This window comes from Pantoea sp. CFSAN033090 (assembly GCF_001264395.1).
GTDB classification, from domain to species: domain Bacteria; phylum Pseudomonadota; class Gammaproteobacteria; order Enterobacterales; family Enterobacteriaceae; genus Pantoea; species Pantoea agglomerans.
Genome location: NZ_LGYX01000007.1, coordinates 507,093 through 526,761, shown reverse-complemented (window position 1 = coordinate 526,761; position 19,669 = coordinate 507,093). Strand labels below are relative to the sequence as shown.

At 56.5% G+C, this 19,669-nt stretch carries 12 protein-coding genes, 1 rRNA gene and 1 riboswitch; of the genes, 7 read left to right on the top strand and 6 right to left on the bottom strand.

All coding sequences use genetic code 11. The features are described from left to right. Positions 1-204 precede the first annotated feature (204 nt). The 5 genes from rrf to aceK all read left to right on the top strand — a co-directional run bounded on the left by rrf (position 205) and on the right by aceK (position 6,421). Positions 205-320, top strand: a 5S ribosomal RNA gene (rrf, locus tag AFL22_RS09205). Between the two features lie 179 nt (positions 321-499). Next, positions 500-1,429 (top strand): homoserine O-succinyltransferase, encoded by a 930-nt coding sequence (gene metA, locus AFL22_RS09200; RefSeq protein WP_010252696.1) that lies wholly within the window; start codon positions 500-502, stop codon positions 1,427-1,429. 263 nt (positions 1,430-1,692) lie between these two features. Further along, complete coding sequence (gene aceB / locus AFL22_RS09195) at positions 1,693-3,291, top strand: malate synthase A (protein WP_052271210.1); 1,599 nt, start codon at positions 1,693-1,695, stop codon at positions 3,289-3,291. Between the two features lie 17 nt (positions 3,292-3,308). Then, on the top strand, positions 3,309-4,610 hold the full coding sequence (aceA, locus tag AFL22_RS09190; protein WP_052271209.1) for an isocitrate lyase: 1,302 nt from the start codon (positions 3,309-3,311) through the stop codon (positions 4,608-4,610). Between the two features lie 62 nt (positions 4,611-4,672). Further along, complete coding sequence (gene aceK / locus AFL22_RS09185) at positions 4,673-6,421, top strand: bifunctional isocitrate dehydrogenase kinase/phosphatase (protein ID WP_010252686.1); 1,749 nt, start codon at positions 4,673-4,675, stop codon at positions 6,419-6,421. Here aceK and iclR read toward each other — a convergent pair. After that, on the bottom strand, positions 6,396-7,223 hold the full coding sequence (gene iclR, locus AFL22_RS09180) for a glyoxylate bypass operon transcriptional repressor IclR (RefSeq protein WP_010252683.1): 828 nt from the start codon (positions 7,221-7,223) through the stop codon (positions 6,396-6,398). The two genes, aceK and iclR, sit on opposite strands and share 26 nt — an antisense overlap. Before the next feature lie 193 nt (positions 7,224-7,416). Between iclR and metH the strand changes: the two genes are divergently transcribed. Further along, positions 7,417-11,100 carry a methionine synthase gene (gene metH, locus AFL22_RS09175; protein WP_050679844.1) on the top strand — a complete coding sequence of 1,228 codons (3,684 nt, stop codon included), beginning with the start codon at positions 7,417-7,419 and terminating at the stop codon, positions 11,098-11,100. Positions 11,101-11,386: 286 nt separating this feature from the next. Here metH and AFL22_RS09170 read toward each other — a convergent pair whose 3' ends face one another. The 5 genes from AFL22_RS09170 to pgi form a co-directional block, all read right to left on the bottom strand. Next, positions 11,387-13,477: a YjbH domain-containing protein gene (locus AFL22_RS09170; RefSeq protein ID WP_052271208.1), complete on the bottom strand. Its 2,091-nt coding sequence runs from the start codon at positions 13,475-13,477 to the stop codon at positions 11,387-11,389. Next, positions 13,477-14,220, bottom strand: a complete 744-nt coding sequence (locus tag AFL22_RS09165) for a capsule biosynthesis GfcC family protein (protein WP_010252675.1) — start codon at positions 14,218-14,220, stop codon at positions 13,477-13,479. The genes AFL22_RS09170 and AFL22_RS09165 overlap by 1 nt, the downstream gene beginning before the upstream one ends. Then, positions 14,217-14,864: a YjbF family lipoprotein gene (locus AFL22_RS09160; RefSeq protein ID WP_052271207.1), complete on the bottom strand. Its 648-nt coding sequence runs from the start codon at positions 14,862-14,864 to the stop codon at positions 14,217-14,219. The genes AFL22_RS09165 and AFL22_RS09160 overlap by 4 nt, the downstream gene beginning before the upstream one ends. Before the next feature lie 197 nt (positions 14,865-15,061). After that, positions 15,062-15,310, bottom strand: a complete 249-nt coding sequence (yjbE, locus tag AFL22_RS09155; protein WP_010252668.1) for an exopolysaccharide production protein YjbE — start codon at positions 15,308-15,310, stop codon at positions 15,062-15,064. A gap of 565 nt (positions 15,311-15,875) precedes the next feature. Further along, positions 15,876-17,522 carry a glucose-6-phosphate isomerase gene (pgi, locus tag AFL22_RS09150; RefSeq protein WP_022625205.1) on the bottom strand — a complete coding sequence of 549 codons (1,647 nt, stop codon included), beginning with the start codon at positions 17,520-17,522 and terminating at the stop codon, positions 15,876-15,878. A gap of 391 nt (positions 17,523-17,913) precedes the next feature. Then, positions 17,914-18,106: riboswitch (Lysine riboswitch) on the top strand. 113 nt (positions 18,107-18,219) lie between these two features. On the opposite strand from pgi, the gene lysC reads away from it, so the two are divergent. Then, entirely contained in the window at positions 18,220-19,572 is a 1,353-nt protein-coding gene (gene lysC / locus AFL22_RS09145; RefSeq protein WP_022625207.1) for a lysine-sensitive aspartokinase 3, read from the top strand. Positions 19,573-19,669 lie beyond the last annotated feature (97 nt).

The following is a 19,669-nucleotide window of genomic DNA, read 5'->3' as shown; positions in this document are numbered from 1 at the left end:
CAGAGGCGTTTTTGAGAGACAGATTTTCAGCTTGTTAACCGGATACAGTTGTGTCCTGCGGACTGAAGTCCGAAGGATTTTGCGCTGAGGCAAGGCGGCAACCGAGCGATACGAAGGAGCATACTGAAGTATGTGACGGAGTAGCGCGAGGGCGGCCAACGCAGCATCAGCACAAAAGACACAGGACAGAGCACAAAGAATTTGCCTGGCGGCTTTAGCGCGGTGGTCCCACCTGACCCCATGCCGAACTCAGAAGTGAAACGCCGTAGCGCCGATGGTAGTGTGGGGTCTCCCCATGCGAGAGTAGGGAACTGCCAGGCATTAAATAAGTGAAGAAGCCCCGCACGAAAGTGCGGGGCTTTTTTACGTCTGCGCTTTGCCACGTTAAGCTGAAACATTTTCATTTTCTGCATCAAACCTCGACATCTTACAACGATCAGGCTAATGTTGGGCATCCAGATGTCTAAACGTTTATATGGTTGTAAGAGGTGAGCAGGTTATGCCAATCAGGGTTCCCGACGAATTACCGGCAGTGAATTTTTTGCGTGACGAAAATGTCTTTGTGATGACATCGTCGCGCGCCAGTGTTCAGGAGATCCGCCCGCTTAAAGTGCTCATACTGAATCTGATGCCGAAAAAGATCGAAACGGAGAATCAGTTTCTGCGTCTGCTTTCCAACTCGCCCTTACAGATCGATATTCAGCTGCTGCGCATCGACAGCCGCGAGTCACGCAATACGCCCACTGAGCACCTCAACAACTTCTACTGCAATTTTGAAGATATCCAGCATGATAACTACGATGGCTTAATCGTGACAGGTGCACCACTCGGGCTGGTTGATTTTAATGATGTCGCTTACTGGCCACAGATTCAGCGCGTTCTGCACTGGGCAAATGAGCATGTCACCTCAACCCTGTTTGTCTGTTGGGCGGTTCAGGCCGCGCTTAACATTCTGTATGGCATTCCAAAGCAAACCCGGCATAACAAACTGTCTGGTGTCTATGAGCATCAGATACTGCATCCCCATGCGTTACTGACCCGCGGTTTTGATGATAATTTTCTCGCACCGCACTCACGCTATGCTGATTTTCCCACTCATTTGATAACGGATTACACCGATCTTGAGCTGTTTGCTGAATCGGAACAAACCGGTGCCTATCTGATGGCGAGTAAAGACAAACGTCTGGTGTTTGTTACCGGTCACCCGGAATACGATGCCCTGACGTTGTCTGGTGAGTATCATCGCGATTATGAAGCGGGGGTGAATCCGGAAGTCCCTTATAACTATTTCCCGCAGGATAATCCGGTATTGCCACCCCGCGCCACCTGGCGCAGTCACGGCAATCTGCTGTTCTCGAACTGGCTCAACTACTACGTTTACCAGATCACGCCGTTCGATCTGCGTCACATGAACCCAACGCTGGAATAGCCCTGTCTGAAGAGCAACTGAACCGTGTTAGCCGATGGCAACACGGTTTTTTTTCGCCTGTAAAACGTTAAATGAAACCAATTCCTTTAACGGATTAAAGTTTTATTGCAGATAAAACATCAGGATAGTTTCATTTGTATTTAAAAATGGAAATAGTTTTTGATTTAAAAAAATAAATGCTTATGCTCTGATCCTGTAGCTCACAAAATAAACACCGTGTGGATCCGCTGCTTTCGATCCTTTGAATACAGGAGAACGCCAGCATGACAGACTCAGTGATCAGCCATACCCTAATTTTCAGCCAGCCCTTTAGCCATGCAGAACAGCAGCTGTTAACGCCCGAGGCTGTTTCTTTTTTAGAGTCTCTGGTCGCACGCTTTGCACCGCAACGCGAAGTGCTGTTTTCGGCTCGCCAGCAGCGTCAGCAGCAATATGACCAGGGCTATCTGCCAGACTTCGATATGGAAACAGCTTCCATAAGGGCCAGTGAATGGCGTATTCAATCTATTCCGGCAGATTTAGAAGATCGTCGGGTCGAGATCACCGGCCCACCCGATCGGAAAATGGTGATTAACGCCCTGAACTCAAACGTTAAAGTCTTTATGGCCGACTTTGAGGATTCGCTCTCTCCGGAGTGGTCAACGTTGATTGAAGGGCAGCTGACACTGCGCGAAGCAGTGCAGGGCACCCTGAGTTATACCAGCGACAAAGGCAAAATTTATCAGCTCGGCGCTACCCCTGCGGTGCTGATGTGCCGGGTGCGCGGTCTGCATCTGTCAGAAAAACATGTCAGCTGGCAGGGGAAGGCAATTCCGGGCGGGCTGTTTGATTTCGCGCTCTATTTCTTCCACAACGTCCGGCCGTTACTGGCCAAAGGCAGCGGGCCTTATTTCTATCTGCCGAAAACCGAGAGCTGGCAGGAGATCGCCTGGTGGCGTGAGATCTTCAGTTTCAGCGAGGATCAGTTCGATCTGCCGCGTGGCACGATCAAAGCCACTGTCCTGATCGAAACCTTACCCGCCGTGTTTCAGATGGATGAGATCCTGTGGAATCTGCGCGATCACATTGTTGGCCTCAACTGTGGCCGCTGGGATTACATCTTCAGCTATATCAAAACCCTTAAACAGCATGCGGATCGCGTGCTGCCGGATCGCCAGTCCGTCACCATGTCTCAGCCGTTCCTGGACGCTTATTCGCGACTGCTGATTAAAACCTGTCATCGGCGGGGTGCTTTTGCGATGGGCGGGATGTCAGCGCTGATCCCCGCTAAAGATCCCACGCGCAATGCCTGGGTACTGCAGCGCGTGACGGAAGATAAGCAGCGGGAGGCAGGTAACGGGCATGACGGCACCTGGATTGCTCATCCTGGTCTGGCAGATACCGCGATGGCGGTCTTCAACGCTGCGCTGGGCGACCGGCCAAACCAGCTGCAGGTCATGCGGGAAGAGGATGCGCCGATCACTGCGGAGCAGCTGCTGGCGCCCTGTCAGGGTGAGCGCACCGAAGCCGGTATGCGCGCCAACATCCGTGTTGCGCTGCAATATCTGGAAGCGTGGATCAGCGGTAACGGCTGTGTCCCGATTGACGGACTGATGGAGGATGCCGCCACCGCTGAGATCGCACGCACCTCAATCTGGCAATGGATTCATCATCAGCAAATGCTGAACAACGGCCAGCAGGTCACAGCTGAACTGTTTCTGCGCTGGCTTAACGAAGAGCTGCATCTGCTGCAAAACGCGCTGGGCGAAGCCCACTTCAGCGCCGGTCGCTATGACGACGCGGCGCAGTTGATGGCTCAGATCACCACCGAGCGCGAGCTGGTTTCCTTTCTTACCCTGCCAGGCTATCGCCTGATCCCCTGAACAGAGGAGCTATTGCCATGACACGTACTCAACAGATCGATCAACTGGAACAACTCTGGCAGACCGCACGCTGGCAGGGCATTACCCGCCCTTACAGCGCAGCAGAGGTCGTCAATCTGCGCGGCTCGGTCTTGCCCGCCTGTACACTGGCAGAGCGCGGTGCGGAAAAATTATGGGCGTTGCTGAATGGCGAGGCGAAGAAAGGGTATATCAATAGCCTGGGTGCGCTGAGCGGCGGGCAGGCACTGCAGCAGGCCAAAGCGGGCATCGAAGCGATCTACCTTTCTGGCTGGCAGGTAGCGGCGGATGCCAACGTGGCGGGCCAGATGTATCCCGATCAGTCGCTCTACCCGGTGAACTCGGTGCCGGAAGTGGTGATGCGCATTAATCAGACCTTTCAGCGCGCCGATCAGATTCAGTGGTCCAGCGGCATTGAAGCGGGGGACAGCCGGCACACCGATTTCTTCCTGCCAATTGTGGCCGATGCTGAAGCCGGTTTTGGCGGTGTGCTGAATGCGTATGAGCTGATGAAGGCGATGATTCAGGCGGGCGCGGCGGCGGTCCACTTCGAAGATCAGCTGGCGGCGGTAAAAAAATGCGGTCATATGGGCGGCAAAGTTCTGGTACCGACTCAGGAAGCCATTCAGAAACTGGTGGCGGCACGACTGGCTGCCGATGTGATGGGCGTGCCAACCGTGCTGCTGGCACGAACTGATGCCGACGCCGCCGATCTGATTACCTCAGACTGCGATGAATACGATCGTCCCTTTATCCAGGGCGACCGGACGGCAGAAGGCTTCTTCCGCACCCACGCCGGCATTGAACAGGCGATCAGTCGCGGGCTGGCCTATGCACCTTATGCTGACATCCTGTGGTGTGAAACCTCAACGCCGGATCTGGCGATGGCGCAGCGCTTTGCCGACGCCATTCATGCGCGTTTCCCCGGCAAGCTGCTGGCCTACAACTGTTCACCGTCGTTCAACTGGAAGAAGAACCTCGACGATCGCACCATCGCGAAGTTTCAGCAGGCGCTCAGCGACATGGGCTATCGCTTCCAGTTCATCACGCTGGCGGGCATCCACAGCATGTGGTTCAACATGTTCGATCTGGCCCACGCCTACGCCCAGGGCGAAGGGATGCGTCACTATGTTGAAAAGGTTCAGCAACCTGAGTTCGCTGCCCGCGATCGCGGTTACAGCTTCTCATCGCATCAGCAGGAGGTGGGCACCGGCTATTTTGATCAGGTAACCAATATCATTCAGGGCGGTAAGTCCTCGGTCACCGCGCTCACCGGTTCGACCGAAGAGCATCAGTTCTGACCCTTTTCCTCTGACTGATTCCCCGTCCGCAAACCGCGGGCGGGCGTTTACCGGAGCTGATTATGCCGCCACGCGAATCATTGATCGCCCACACTATCCTGCAGGGTTTTGATGCACAGTATGGTCGCTTTCTCGACATCACTGCTGGCGCGCAGCAGCGGTTTGAGCAGGCGGAATGGCAGGCGGTGCAGCATGCCATGAAGGCCCGTATTCATCTCTATGACCATCACGTCAGCCTGGTTGCCGATCAACTGCGGGTGCTGAACGGTGCGGCCAGCTGGGATGAGATGTTCTGGCTGCGGGTTAAGGACCACTATCAAAGCCTGCTGCCCGGCTATCCACGGCATGAAATTGCCGAAAGCTTCTTTAATTCTGTCTACTGCCGGTTACATGGACATGCCGATCTGCAGCCGGACCGGCTGTTTATCTTCAGCTCTCAATCCCTGACAGCGCCGGTCACACCTTTGCGCCCGTTATCGCGCCGTTATCAGCCGGAGCGGGGCTGGCTGGCACTGGTGGATCAGGTGTTGAGCGATTTACCGCTGACGTTGCCGTGGCAGCAGCGCGCTCGCGACGTCGGCTGGATTGTCCGCCACCTGCAGTCGCATTTTCCCCGGCTGAACCAGGGCTGGCTCGAGGTTAACAGTGAACTCTTCTATCGTAACAAAACTGCCTGGCTGGTGGCGCGCCTGCATCTGCCGGAGGGCATCTTGCCCTGTCTGCTGCCGATCCAGCGCAGTGAAACGGGCGAACTGTGGATCGACACCTGTCTGACCGATGTGAATGACGCCAGCATTGTCTTTGGTTTTGCCCGCGCCTATTTCATGGTTTATGCGCCGGTGCCTGCGGCGCTGGTCGCCTGGCTGCAACCGATTCTGCCTGGCAAAACCCTGGCGGAGCGCTATATGGCGATTGGCTGCCAGAAGCACGGTAAAACCGAGAGCTATCGCGAATATCTTCAGGCGCTGGCAGAAAATGAGACGGCCTTTGAGATCGCACCCGGCGTGCGCGGCATGGTGATGCTGGTCTTCACGCTGCCGGGCTTTGACTGGGTGTTCAAGGTCATCAGGGATCGCTTCGCGCCGCAAAAAGAGGTGACGGAAGCACAGGTCCGCGCCTGTTATCAGCAGGTCAAAGAGCACGATCGCGTGGGTCGTATGGCGGATACGCAGGAGTTCGAGCAGTTTGCGCTGCCGCTTTCGCGCATCTCACCGGCGCTGCTGGCAGAGCTCCACGCCTGCGTGGCGGAGAAGCTGCATATCGAAGGCGATCGCCTGATTATTCGTCACCTGTGGCTGGAGCGCCGTATGCAGCCGCTTAATCTCTACCTGGCCCAGGCGAATGCCGCAGAGCGACGTCACGCGATTGAAGAGTATGGCAATGCCATCCGACAGCTGGCGGCGGCCAATATCTTTCCCGGAGACATGCTGTTTAAAAACTTCGGCATCACGCGCCATGGCCGGGTGATTTTTTACGATTACGATGAGATTCGCCCGATGCAGGAGCTGCACTTCCGGGATGTGCCCGCGGCGCGCTATGAGGAGGATGAACTCAGCGCCGAGCCCTGGTACAGCGTCGGGCCGGACGATGTCTTCCCGGAAACCTTTCGCTATGCGTTATGCAGTGAAGCCGCTACCGGCGCATTGCTGTTGCAACTGCATCCGGAGATATTCGACGCCCGCTGGTGGCGCGCGCAGCAGCAGCGCATCGCCCAGGGTCATGTGGAAGAGGTGATCGCCTGGCGGCAGACGCAGCGTTTCAGCGTCTGCTACGGCGCAGATAAAGTTAACGACCGCTGTACGCCAGCGTAACCTGGCGCGCTTCGCGGATGACCAGTGCACCTAATTCAGTAATCCGATCGTCAGTCATGCGGGCGATGGGGCCGGAGATGGAGAGCGCGGCAAACGCCTCGCCATGTTCGTCATAGATTGGCGCGGCGACACAACGCAGTCCAAGCGCATGTTCTTCATCATCAAATGAGAAGCCCGCTTTGCGCACCAGCGCCAGATTCTCTTTCAGACTCTGCGGCGACATCAGGGTTTTCGGCGTGTAGTAATGCAATCCTTTCTGATGCAGCAGGGCGGTGACCTGCTCATCGCCCAGATGGGCCAGAAACGCTTTGCCTGCGCCAGACGCATGCATCGGCAGCTTGCCGCCAATCGGCGCGGACATTCGCATCAGCTGGGTACACTGTACCTGATCAATGATCACCGCCTGGTGATCGCTGAGATCCAGCACCGCCAGATTCACCGTTTCACCGGACTGCTCCATCAGGCTACGCAGCACCGGGTGTACCAGCGCCAGCAGGTTACGGCTCTGCAGGAAACTGCTGCCGACCACGAAGGCGTGTGCGCCGATCGTCCACAGCCCGAGATCGCCCACCTGCCGGACAAAACCCTGCTGCTGCATGGTGCTGAGCAGGCGATGCGTGGTGGAGTTAGGCAAACCCGCCTGCTGCGCCAGCTCGGTCAGCGCTACGCTGCCATGTGAGTCAGCAATCAGCTCCAGCAGCGTCAGGCCGCGGGTCAGCGATTGCACCTGACCGCCCGCGGGTGCGGCGACAGGGGTGCCACGGGGTTTCTTGCCGCGCTTAACAGGAACCGGGGTTGCCATCATTGTTCTCCTTTTACATTGTGGAAATCATTTTCGTTTTAATCACGCGCATTGCAAACGCTGGTTTTCTGGTCAGACCTGTACAGCCGTGACCTGAAAATCTCTCAGTCGAGGTTACTTTGTCGCCTGACCAGCTTGTGCCAGAATGAAAAACGGGCTTTTCCGCCAGCAGACTGACGTGAATGGGGCAACAGTGAGCAATAAAATCGACGCGTTAAAACAGCAGCTCGCACAACGCATTATGGTGCTGGATGGGGGGATGGGCACCATGATCCAGAGCTATAAGCTGGAAGAAGAGGATTATCGCGGCAGCCGTTTTGCTGACTGGCCTTGCGATCTCAAAGGCAATAACGATCTGCTGGTGCTGAGTAAACCGGCGGTGATCCGCGAGATCCACGACGCCTATCTGGCGGCGGGTGCGGATATCCTCGAAACCAACACCTTTAACGCCACGTCGATTGCGATGGCGGACTACCAGATGGAACGTTTATCGGCGGAGATCAATTTTGAAGCGGCCCGCCTGGCGCGAGCCTGCGCCGATGCGTGGACGGCGAAAACGCCGGATCGTCCGCGTTATGTCGCGGGTGTGCTCGGCCCAACCAACCGCACCTGCTCGATCTCACCCGACGTCAACGATCCTGCCTACCGTAACGTCACTTTTAATCAGCTGGTGGAGGCGTACCGCGAATCGACCCGTGCGCTGGTGGAGGGCGGGTCCGACATCATCATGATTGAAACGGTGTTCGATACGCTGAATGCCAAAGCAGCCGTCTATGCGGTGCAGACCGAGATGGAAGCGCTGGGCGTGGCGCTGCCGCTGATGATCTCCGGCACTATCACCGACGCCTCCGGCCGAACGCTCTCCGGCCAGACCACCGAAGCTTTTTACAACTCGCTGCGTCACGCCGAACCGCTCTCTTTTGGCCTGAACTGCGCGCTGGGACCCGACGAGCTTCGTCAGTATGTGGCGGAACTGTCGCGCATCGCTGAAGGCTACGTGACCGCCCATCCCAACGCCGGTCTGCCCAATGCCTTTGGCGAATACGATCTGGATGCGGAACTGATGGCGCAGCAGATTGGTGAATGGGCCACCGCCGGATTCCTGAACATTATCGGCGGCTGCTGTGGCACCACACCGCAACATATCGCTGCCATGGTGGCGGCGGTTGAAGGCGTCGCACCGCGTCAGTTGCCGACGATCCCGGTGGCCTGTCGTCTCTCCGGTCTGGAGCCGCTTAACATCACCGCAGAGTCACTGTTTGTTAACGTCGGTGAGCGCACCAACGTCACCGGCTCAGCAAAATTTAAACGGCTGATCAAAGAAGAGAAGTATAACGAAGCGCTGGAAGTGGCGCTGCAGCAGGTGCAGAGCGGCGCGCAGATCATCGACATCAACATGGATGAAGGCATGCTCGACGCCGAGGCGGCGATGGTACGCTTTCTGAATCTGATTGCTGGCGAACCGGATATCGCCCGCGTGCCGATCATGATCGACTCCTCAAAATGGGAGGTGATTGAGAAAGGGTTGCAGTGCATTCAGGGCAAAGGGATCGTGAACTCAATTTCGATGAAAGAGGGTGAAGCGGCCTTTATTCATCATGCGCGTCAGGTCCGGCGTTACGGCGCGGCGATGGTGGTCATGGCGTTTGACGAAGTCGGTCAGGCGGATACCCGCGCCCGAAAAATTGAGATCTGCCGCCGTGCTTACCGGATCCTCACCGAACAGGTCGGCTTCCCGCCGGAAGATATTATCTTCGACCCCAACATCTTTGCGGTCGCCACCGGCATCGACGAACACAACAACTACGCCATGGATTTCATTGGTGCCTGCGAAGATATCAAGCGCGAGCTGCCCCATGCGATGATCTCCGGCGGCGTCTCCAACGTATCGTTTTCATTCCGTGGCAACGATCCGGTGCGTGAAGCGATACATGCCGTCTTTCTCTATTACGCCATCCGGAAAGGCATGGATATGGGCATCGTCAACGCAGGCCAGCTGGCGATTTATGATGATTTGCCGGCAGAACTGCGCGAGGCGGTAGAGGATGTGATTCTTAACCGGCGGGATGATGGCACCGAGCGGCTGCTGGCGCTGGCGGAGAAATACCGTGGCGGCAAAAGCGATGGCTCGCAGGAAAAACAGCTCGCGGAATGGCGCAGCTGGGACGTGGTGAAACGGCTGGAGTATTCGCTGGTCAAGGGGATCACCGAGTTTATCGAGCAGGATACCGAAGAGGCGCGCCAGCAGGTGCCACGTCCGATAGAGGTGATTGAAGGCCCGCTGATGTCCGGCATGAACGTCGTCGGTGACCTGTTCGGTGAGGGCAAAATGTTCCTGCCGCAGGTGGTGAAATCGGCGCGCGTGATGAAGCAGGCGGTGGCGTATCTGGAACCCTTTATCGAAGCCAGCAAAGAGGCGGGGCGCAGCAACGGTAAAATCGTGCTGGCCACGGTCAAAGGCGACGTGCACGACATCGGGAAAAATATTGTCGGCGTGGTGCTGCAGTGTAATAACTACGAAATCATTGACCTTGGCGTGATGGTGCCGGGCGAAAAAATTCTCAAAACGGCGCGCGAAGTGAATGCGGACATCATCGGCTTATCAGGCCTGATTACGCCGTCGCTGGATGAGATGGTCAACATGGCGAAAGAGATGGAGCGTCAGGGCTTTACCTTACCACTGCTGATTGGCGGCGCGACCACCTCGAAGGCGCATACCGCTGTCAAAATTGAGCAGCATTACAGTGGCCCGACGGTCTACGTGCAGAACGCCTCACGCACCGTTGGCGTGGTGTCGTCGCTGCTTTCCGCCACGTTAAAAGAGGATTTCGTCGCCCGAACCCGCAAAGAGTACGAGACCGTGCGCATTCAGCATGCACGCAAAAAGCCGCGCACACCGCCGGTCTCGCTGCAGGCGGCGCGCGATAACGCCACCTCAATTGATTGGGAGAGTTACACGCCACCCGTGCCGCATCGTCCCGGGGTCAGTCAGGTGGAGGCCAGCATTGAAACGCTGCGCAACTACATCGACTGGACGCCGTTCTTTATGACCTGGTCGCTGGCGGGCAAATATCCCCGCATCATGGAGGATGAGGTGGTGGGTGAAGAGGCGCAGCGTCTGTTTGCCGATGCCAATGCGATGCTCGACAGATTAAGCCAGCAGTCGCTGCTGAAGCCACGTGGCGTGGTCGGTATTTTTCCGGCTAACCGTGTCGGCGATGATATTCATCTCTACAGTGATGAGCGGCGTGATGAGATTTTGTGTGTGAGTCATCACTTACGCCAGCAGACCGAAAAAACCGACTTCGCCAACTACTGTCTGGCGGATTTTGTGGCCCCGAAATCGAGCGGCAAAGCGGATTATCTCGGGGCCTTTGCGGTGACCGGCGGGCTGGAAGAGGATGCGCTGGCGGAGGCGTACGATCGTCAGCATGACGACTACAACAAGATCATGGTGAAAGCGCTGGCTGACCGTCTGGCGGAAGCCTTTGCCGAATACCTGCACGAGCGGGTACGTAAGGTGATCTGGGGCTTCGCGCCTAACGAAAATCTCAGCAATGAAGAGCTGATTCGGGAAAATTATCAGGGGATACGTCCGGCGCCAGGCTATCCGGCCTGCCCGGAGCACACTGAGAAAGCTGCCATCTGGCGTCTGCTGGCGGTGGAAGAACAGACCGGCATGAAGCTCACCGAATCCTTTGCCATGTGGCCGGGCGCGTCAGTCTCTGGCTGGTACTTCAGTCATCCTGACAGCCGCTATTTCGCCGTGGCGCAGATCCAGCGTGACCAGGTGGAAGATTATGCGGCACGCAAAGGGATGTCGGTCATGGAAGTGGAGCGCTGGCTGGCGCCGAATCTCGGCTACGACGCGGACTAAATAAAAAAGCGGCCTGAGGGCCGCTTCAGACTGCTGACAAATCCAGCTCCGGTTAAATCTGGCAGCAATGAAGAAACTCAACGCGCAGGGAACCCGGTCAGAGGAGGAAAGCGTCCCGCGGCAGGGACGGCGCGGGCCGAGCGGCCAGGGATGGCATTAGCGCCTTTCCGATCTGACCGGGTTCCCTGAGCTGGCGTGATCTCATTGCTATGCTTTGTTTCAGGTGTATGCTCCCTGAGCCTGCTTTCTGTTAACCGCATGAAACGGCCCTGAGGCCGCCATCTGCTTAGTTAAAGCGCGCGTCGCGATCGGACGTCAGATCATACAGCTGGTACTTGCGACCCAGCATCTGACCGCCATCACGCGTCAGCGGCACCCAGTTCACCTGCGCGCGACCGCGTGTTGGCGTCACAGTGAACAGATCCATTGGGATGGAGATATAGAAGCCTTTGGTGAAGTCGCCTTCGCCATACTCTTCAGACGAGACGTTGGTTTTGGTGGCATAGACACCCACCATCACGCCGCTGTCGAAGCGCTTCGACACATCGACCGTCACGCCTTTATCTTTCGCCAGATACTGACCGACGCTGGTTTTCACCAATACATCCTGCATGAACCATGGACGCCAGTAACCCGTCAGGTTGCCGGTTGAGGCTTTATAGCGATTGAACTGCATCATGTTGTCCCAGTCACGCTGACGGACATAGTTGGCATCGACGCCCACCGCCCAGTTCGCATCGACCGGACGATAGAGCAGCTCGCCGCCCACGCCGCCATACATCGTCTCCAGGTATCCGCCGTAAACCTGACCATAGAAGCCGTTACCGAGGTGGCCCATATAGTTCGCCTGCAGATCGTTGACGTAGACGTTGTTCTCAACGTAGTCGCGGATATGGGTACGCACGCGCGGCAGTGAAGAGTCCGCCGGTGCGCCGTTGTAGTTGAACTTGTCGTAGTTGTTGGCGAGGTTACCAAACAGACTACCGCCCACCAGCAGGTGATCCGTCAGCCAGTAATCAGCGCTGGCCATCACGCCGACCTGATACATATAGAAGCTTTCCGGGCCGCCCACCGACTGATTCAGCACCGGCGACAGACTGTAGTTCAGGCGATCCTGACGGATAAACATCCCCTGCTCAGTGGTACCCGGATCGACCGGTTCTTTGCGGGTCTGTTGCAGTGGCTGCTCATGGCCCAGCGGATAGCCTTCCAGATTGTTACGCAGGCTGGCGACCTGCGTCTCAGTCGTCACCTGTGGCATGTTAAAGCGCGACTCGGTGACATTGATGGTGTCGATGCCGTCAGGCAGGTGGTTCATGATGATGCGGTTCGCACGATCCACCCCTTCACGGGTATCGCGATACTTCGTCTGCTCGCCTGACACATAGATCGTGTGACCCTGAGTCTGAATACGCGGACCATCAAGACCGGCATTGTATTTCAGATCGGTCAGCTGAGTGCCCACCACCGTCGGCTCCAGCAACTTAGGTTGCGGCTGCGGATTGTAGGAAGGCTTCTCGCTGTCGATGTGCGCCTGACGCAGATCGTTGAAGTTGGTGCGAATGGTGACACCAAACATAAAGGTGTTACCGCGTTCGTAGCTGGCGTTGATGTCAGCCCAGTCGGTTACGCGATAAATCGCGCCGACGTTGAGCTTGCTGCGCTGCTCAAGGCGGCCAGCAAAGTCATTCTGGTAGTCGTTGCCCTCATACTCCATTTTAAGGCGCAGCGGCTGCCAGAGCGTCTGATACTCCACGCCGCCAAACAGCGCCGTCGGACCGTGGAACATCTGCGAGCCGTTGATTGAACCCGCTTCGCCCACCTGCGGACGCTGGCAATAGCTGTCGCTGTATGAGCAGAAGGGGTTCTTCACGGTGCCGCTATTGCCGAGATAGCCCCAGCCAAGCCCCAGGGTAAAGTCGAACGGTCCCCATGCTTTGGTCGCCACCAGGTATTCGCTGTCGAACAGACCGGTACCGCCCAGATCGCGGGTTCCCACCGCCACTTCCGGCAGCCAGAAGCCCTCCTGCCACAGACGGAGTTTCAGGTCGAAGGCTTTATCTTTATAGCTCTGCGTGCCGCTGAATTCTGAGACCGCACTGTACTGACGGGTGCGCACGTCGGTATACCGCACAGTGGTCTCCAGCCAGGGAAAGAGCTGCAGTGACGCGGAGTAGTATCGGTACTGATCGTTGTCGCGCGCGTTGAGGCTGAACTCGCCCTCTTTGGCCATGCGCGCCGTCGGCACCTGCATCAGACCCACGCCGCCGAAATCGGATTGTGAAGGGCCCACCGGCTCGGGCCAGGTGTCAGCCTGCGCCTGACAGGCTGCCGCCACGGAAACAGCCAACAGGCTGAAGAGATAACGTTTTTTCATCAGTCTGGTATCCGGTGAGTCAGTACGGAAAGGATGCGTTCATTAAGGTCTTCATAGCTGCCTGGCAGGCTCCATGACGAAAAGCCGAGCCAGATAATGCTGCCTGGCTCCACTTCCGCGTGGCGATGATTCCAGTAGGCAACCGGCACCTGCTGTGTGGCGCCTGAAGGTGCAATCACGGTGACAAAATTGCGTTCTGCCCCGGAGAGTGCGTCATGACCATCCAGATAGTCGCGTACTGATTTACCCGGCTGCCAGCTCACTTTGCCTGCGCCGCTCAGCGCGCCGAGCAGCAGTACAGAATCTGAGGGGGCCTGCAGATAGAGGTCATAGCTGCCTTCCAGCCGACGGTTGTCAGCCGGATGCAGACGGATCCAGTCCGGGTCGAGCGACGTGAACTGGCGACCTGCCACTTTGATGGCGCTCAGCTGGCGGATCACTTCATCAATGGCCGCCGCCCGATCGCCGCTGCTGTCGGCACGCCAGGCACGTAACGCGCCCAGCGTCTGTTGATAGTGCTGCTGTGCCACTGCGCTGGCGCCGCGCTCGGCAATAAAGGTCGCACGCCAGTCAGTGTTGACCTGCAGTGGAGGCAGAGTCACCAGCTGGGAGAGATCCGCGACCTGGCTCAGCTCAGCCTGACCGCCGTTGTGCGGTGCATGAACGATAACCTGCGCAGTTGCCTGCGCTTCTGCGGCGCTGAACAGGCTCAGCCCGGCCAGCAAAAAAGTGATTTTTTTCATGATTTCGCCGGCTTCAGAATAGTGATATCTACAGGGGAGGCGTCTGCCGCCAGCATCTGATGGGCCTGCACCACATCGCCGCTGCTGTTATCGATCCAGAAGGTGTTTTCCCACTCGCGGTTACTGCTGTCGATGCTCACCTGCTCATGCCAGACGCGGCACGGAATGCGGTTGCCCGCCACGGTCAGGACTTCGTCGGTGCCGCGCTGGAAGGTTGAACGCACAGTCGCGCCGCGAACCTTGCCCTGTTCGGTCCACTGCACGATGCGGGTCCAGCCTGCACCGTTGCTGATATGCAGGCTGTCAGCGAGCGGATCCTGTTGCAGATTGCTGACGCTCAGCAGGTTATCCGGCAAGCCCAGGGTTTTAACCAGGCGGCCATGCTGTGTCACCAGCATCGCCTGATCCTGTGTCACCCATTTCTGCTGACCTTTCTCGTTGTAGCCGAGCACTACAAAAATGCGCGGACCTTCATTCAGGCGAGCATAGAGACTGGCATAGGGAAGATTGTTGACCTGTTGATCGGTAACGGTCACGTCGTCCGGACCGTTAACCGCAAGCAGCAGAGTCTGTTCAAGACCTTTTTGCGTTTGTGTACAGGCCTGCAGCAGCAGGCAAGCGAGCAGCAGAGGAAGTTGGCGCACTGTGTGTCCCTGATAAGTCATGCCAAAGTAAAAAATAACCACACAGGCGTGTGGTTATGTTTAAAGGTGCTCTGCCCGTCCCGTTCCGGCTGCAGAAATACAGGTTACGTGGCTCAGCGTCCTCACTCACCGAAGTCAGTGGTTCAGCCTCTGCCCGTTTGCTGCAGATCAGCAATCAGACGGGGGTCGGGCATCCATCAACGAGTGGTGCTCGTCGTGGTCGTGGTTGTTGTACCGGTATTTGCACCGTCACCACCGCCAGAAGCGGCAATGCCGAGCCCGACCAGCGCGCCAAGTGCACCGATACCCACAGCGGTCGACGTGCCAGCAGAGATTGCTCCCGCCTGCGCGCCAGCTGCGGTACCAGCTTCTTCCGGCGCAGCAAATGCGCTGGAAGAGACGGCAACGAAGATCAAGGCTGCACCGGCAACCATAGTTTTTTTCATAACAGCGTTTCCTGCATTGAGTGAATGAAGGATCTCTGTCCGCTGAGGTTGCAACGCAGTCAGACTGCGGCAAAATCGACAGACAGTCCCATTGCGGGCGCGTTCAGTATAGGGCAACAAAATACCAGAGTTCAGCACCGGAAAAACCAGGGTGAATAGCGGGGTGGGCGCGTGATTTAATTAGCTGGATTGGGGATAACTACTTTTTATATCGGAATATTTCGGGCTGATGCCAGATATTTCGCTGCTGGCGAATCAATTGCAAAGCGTAATGTTCTTTTTTATTAATATCTGGTACGGAATAAGAATAATCAGAATTTACTCAGGATTGCTGAAACTGAATATGATTATGAATCAATAGCTAACAATAGAGATTACCCGATTTCAGGACCATTTTATACTTTATGCTGGCCCGTTCAGCGCATCGATGTTCAGAATTATCTTAGGTTATTTTAAGACTTTTCCCTGACAACCCATGCTCTCCAACGATATAAACAGCCCATTCAGATGTAAAAACAGTCAAAAAAAGGGCGGCAAAGTGGCCGCCCGATGAAATTAACGCCGATTAACGCCAGGATTTATAGCGGTTAATTAAGGCATTAGTGGAGCTGTCGTGAGTGGTAACTTCGTCCTCATTTTCCAGTTCCGGCAGAATACGGTTCGCCAGCTGCTTACCTAATTCCACACCCCACTGATCGAAAGTGAAGATATTCAGGATGGCACCCTGAGTGAAGATTTTGTGCTCATACAGGGCAATCAGTGCGCCCAGGCTGTAAGGGGTAATCTCACGCAGCAGAATGGAGTTAGTCGGGCGGTTACCTTCAAACACCTTGAACGGCACGATATGGGCCACAGACTCTGCAGATTTACCGGCATCGGTAAACTCTTTCTCTACGACGTCCCGTGACTTACCAAACGCCAGCGCTTCAGTCTGGGCAAAGAAGTTAGAGAGCAGCTTCGGATGGTGATCCGCGAGCGCATTATGGGTAATGGCCGGCGCAATAAAGTCGCACGGAACCAGCTTGGTACCCTGGTGGATCAACTGATAAAACGCGTGCTGACCGTTGGTGCCAGGTTCGCCCCAGATGATTGGGCCAGTCTGGTAGTCCACCGGATGACCGTCACGATCCACATACTTGCCGTTTGACTCCATATTGCCCTGCTGGAAATAGGCGGCGAAGCGGTGCATGTACTGGTCGTAAGGCAGAATCGCTTCGGTTTCAGCACCAAAGAAATTGTTGTACCAGATGCCAATCAGCGCCAGCAGTACCGGCAGGTTCTGCTCAGCCGGCGCAGAGGCGAAGTGCTGGTCCATGGCATGTGCGCCGCTCAGCAGCTGCTCGAAGTTATCGAAACCAATCGAGAGAATGATCGACAGGCCGATCGCTGACCACAGAGAATAACGGCCGCCAACCCAGTCCCAGAATTCAAACATGTTGTTAGTGTCGATACCAAATTCGCCCACCGCTTTGGCGTTGGTCGACAGCGCAGCAAAGTGTTTCGCTACGTGCTGCTGGTCGCCTGCCGTTTTCAGGAACCAGTCGCGCGCGCTGTGGGCGTTGGTCATGGTTTCCTGGGTGGTGAAGGTTTTCGATGCCACCAGGAACAGGGTGGTTTCCGGGCTGAGGTCTTTCAGCGTTTCGGCGATGTGGGTGCCGTCAACGTTAGAGACAAAATGCATGTTCAGATGGTTTTTGTACGGGCGCAGCGCCTCAGTCACCATAAACGGGCCGAGGTCAGAGCCGCCGATACCGATATTCACCACGTCGGTGATCGCTTTACCGGTATAGCCTTTCCATTCGCCGCTGATGATGCGCTCAGAGAAGCCTTTCATCTTATCCAGCACCGCGTTGACCTCTGGCATCACATCTTTGCCATCCACCAGAATCGGCGTGTTACTCCGGTTACGCAGCGCGACGTGCAGCACCGCACGATCTTCGGTGCGGTTAATCTTCTCACCCGAGAACATAGACTTAATAGCACCGCTCAGGTCGGTCTCTTTGGCCAGCGCCTGTAACTTATCGAGGGTTTCCTGGGTGATGCGGTTTTTAGAGAAATCCACCAGCATCTGATCATCAAAGGTGGCAGAGAATTTGGCAAAACGATCGGCATCCTGGGCGAACAGATCGGCAATTTCTACCGACTTCATCTGCTCAAAATGCTGTTGCAGCGCTTTCCAGGCTGCGGTTTGTGTCGGATTGATATTTTTCATGGCAACACTCTTGTTGATATTAAGAACCGTCATTCCATCGGAGGCACATCATGCCCGTTTAGCGTTTCAGTATGACCACAGTTGTAACTGAAAGGAAAAATTTTGTCAGCGCGCGCCGGACAGGCGATCTGAACGCCGCTGTTTATCGCCAGCATTCACTGGCGCGAACAGCCAGCGGACCGCAGAGGCAACGCGCGGTAAAGTGTGACGCGAAAGTCTGCGCAAAACGTTGTGCCGTATCAGGGATTGCTGCATGGGCTGAACCCATTAAGCACTGTAGCCGCTGCGACGCAGAGTCATTTGTTTTCTGATGCGGCGCTCCGGGCATCGCTGACATTGACAGCAGGTCCAGAAAAGGCTAGATCTATGCGCCTACTTGCGCACCTGTGCGCAAGCCAGAAGAGGCGCGTCGCCCAGGCAGTGTGTTGGAGGAACCGTATCCGGTGAAAACACATGATGGGGAGCGACGCCGAGGTGGGTCAGCACGCGGTGTGCTGCCTGTCGGCTACAGGGGCTGAATCCTCTGGGTTGTCACCAGAAACGTCTGCAGTCGACGTTTCGCAAGGTGGGGCGCTTCTGGGTGACTCGTCTATCCGATCTTGTCCGCCCGTTTCTGCTCTTTCCTTGTGCCTGGCTGAAAGAATGTTTCTCGACCCTTTCATCGGCGAGAACAAGATAACCTGACACGAGGTCCTACATGTCTCAAACACTGATAGTGGCAAAATTCGGCGGCACCAGCGTAGCCGATTTTGAAGCGATGAACCGCAGCGCCGATGTGGTGTTGCAGGACGCCAGCACGCGTCTGGTGGTGCTCTCTGCTTCGGCGGGCATTACTAATCTGCTGGTTGCGCTGGCTGAAGGCCAGCAGGCTCCCCAGCGCGCTGTGCTGCTTGATGATATCCGCCGTATCCAGTACGCCATTGTTGATCGCCTGCAGCGTCCGGAAGTGATCCGCGATGAAATCGATCGGATGATCGACAATATCAGCATGCTTTCCGAAGCCGCCTCACTGGCCACCTCGAATGCCCTGACCGATGAACTGGTCAGCCACGGTGAGCTGATGTCATCACTGCTGTTTGTGGAAATTCTGCGTGAACGCCAGGTTAATGCGGAGTGGTTCGATGTCCGCAAGGTAATGCGTACCGACGATCATTTTGGCCGGGCAGTACCGGATGTACAGGTGCTGGCGGAGCAGGCGACGGCGCAGTTACAGCCGCGCATTGAGCAGGCATTGGTCATTACTCAGGGGTTCATCGGCAGTGAAAGCGAAGGGCGCACCACCACCCTGGGTCGCGGCGGCAGTGATTACACCGCCGCGCTGCTGGGCGAAGCGCTGAATGCGGCGCGTGTGGATATCTGGACGGATGTGCCGGGCATCTACACCACCGATCCGCGCGTGGTGCCGACGGCGAAGCGTATTGATGAAATTACTTTTGAAGAAGCCGCTGAAATGGCGACGTTCGGCGCGAAAGTGCTGCACCCGGCGACGCTGCTTCCCGCTGTACGCCGGGGTATTCCGGTATTCGTCGGTTCCAGTAAGGATCCGGCAGCCGGTGGGACCCGCGTCTGCAATGAAACCCGCAACCCGCCGCTGTTTCGGGCGCTGGCGCTACGCCGTAAGCAGACGCTGTTAACGCTGCACAGCCTTAACATGCTGCATACGTTTGGTTTCCTTGCCGAACTCTTCAATATTCTGGCGCGTCATAACGTCTCGGTTGACCTGATCACCACCTCCGAAGTGAGCGTGGCACTGACGCTCGACACCACCGGATCGACCTCAACCAGTGCCAGCCTGCTGACCCAGGCTTTACTGACTGAACTCTCGTCGCTGTGCCGGGTTGAAGTGGAAGAAGATCTGGCGCTGGTGGCGATTATCGGTAACCAGCTGTCAAAAGCGTGCGGCGTCGGCAAAGAGGTGTTTGGTGTGCTCGACCCGTTCAACCTGCGGATGATTTGCTACGGTGCCAGCAGCTACAATCTCTGCTTCCTGGTGCCGGGCAACGATGCGGAAAGCGTGGTACGTACGCTGCATCGCAATCTGTTCGAGTAGGCTTCTGTGGCATTCAGGCCGCGTCAGCGCGGCCTGAAAAGCGGCAAAAAAGGTTCATATCTCCCTCATTACTCCCCGGCACGCGACTTCCGATAAA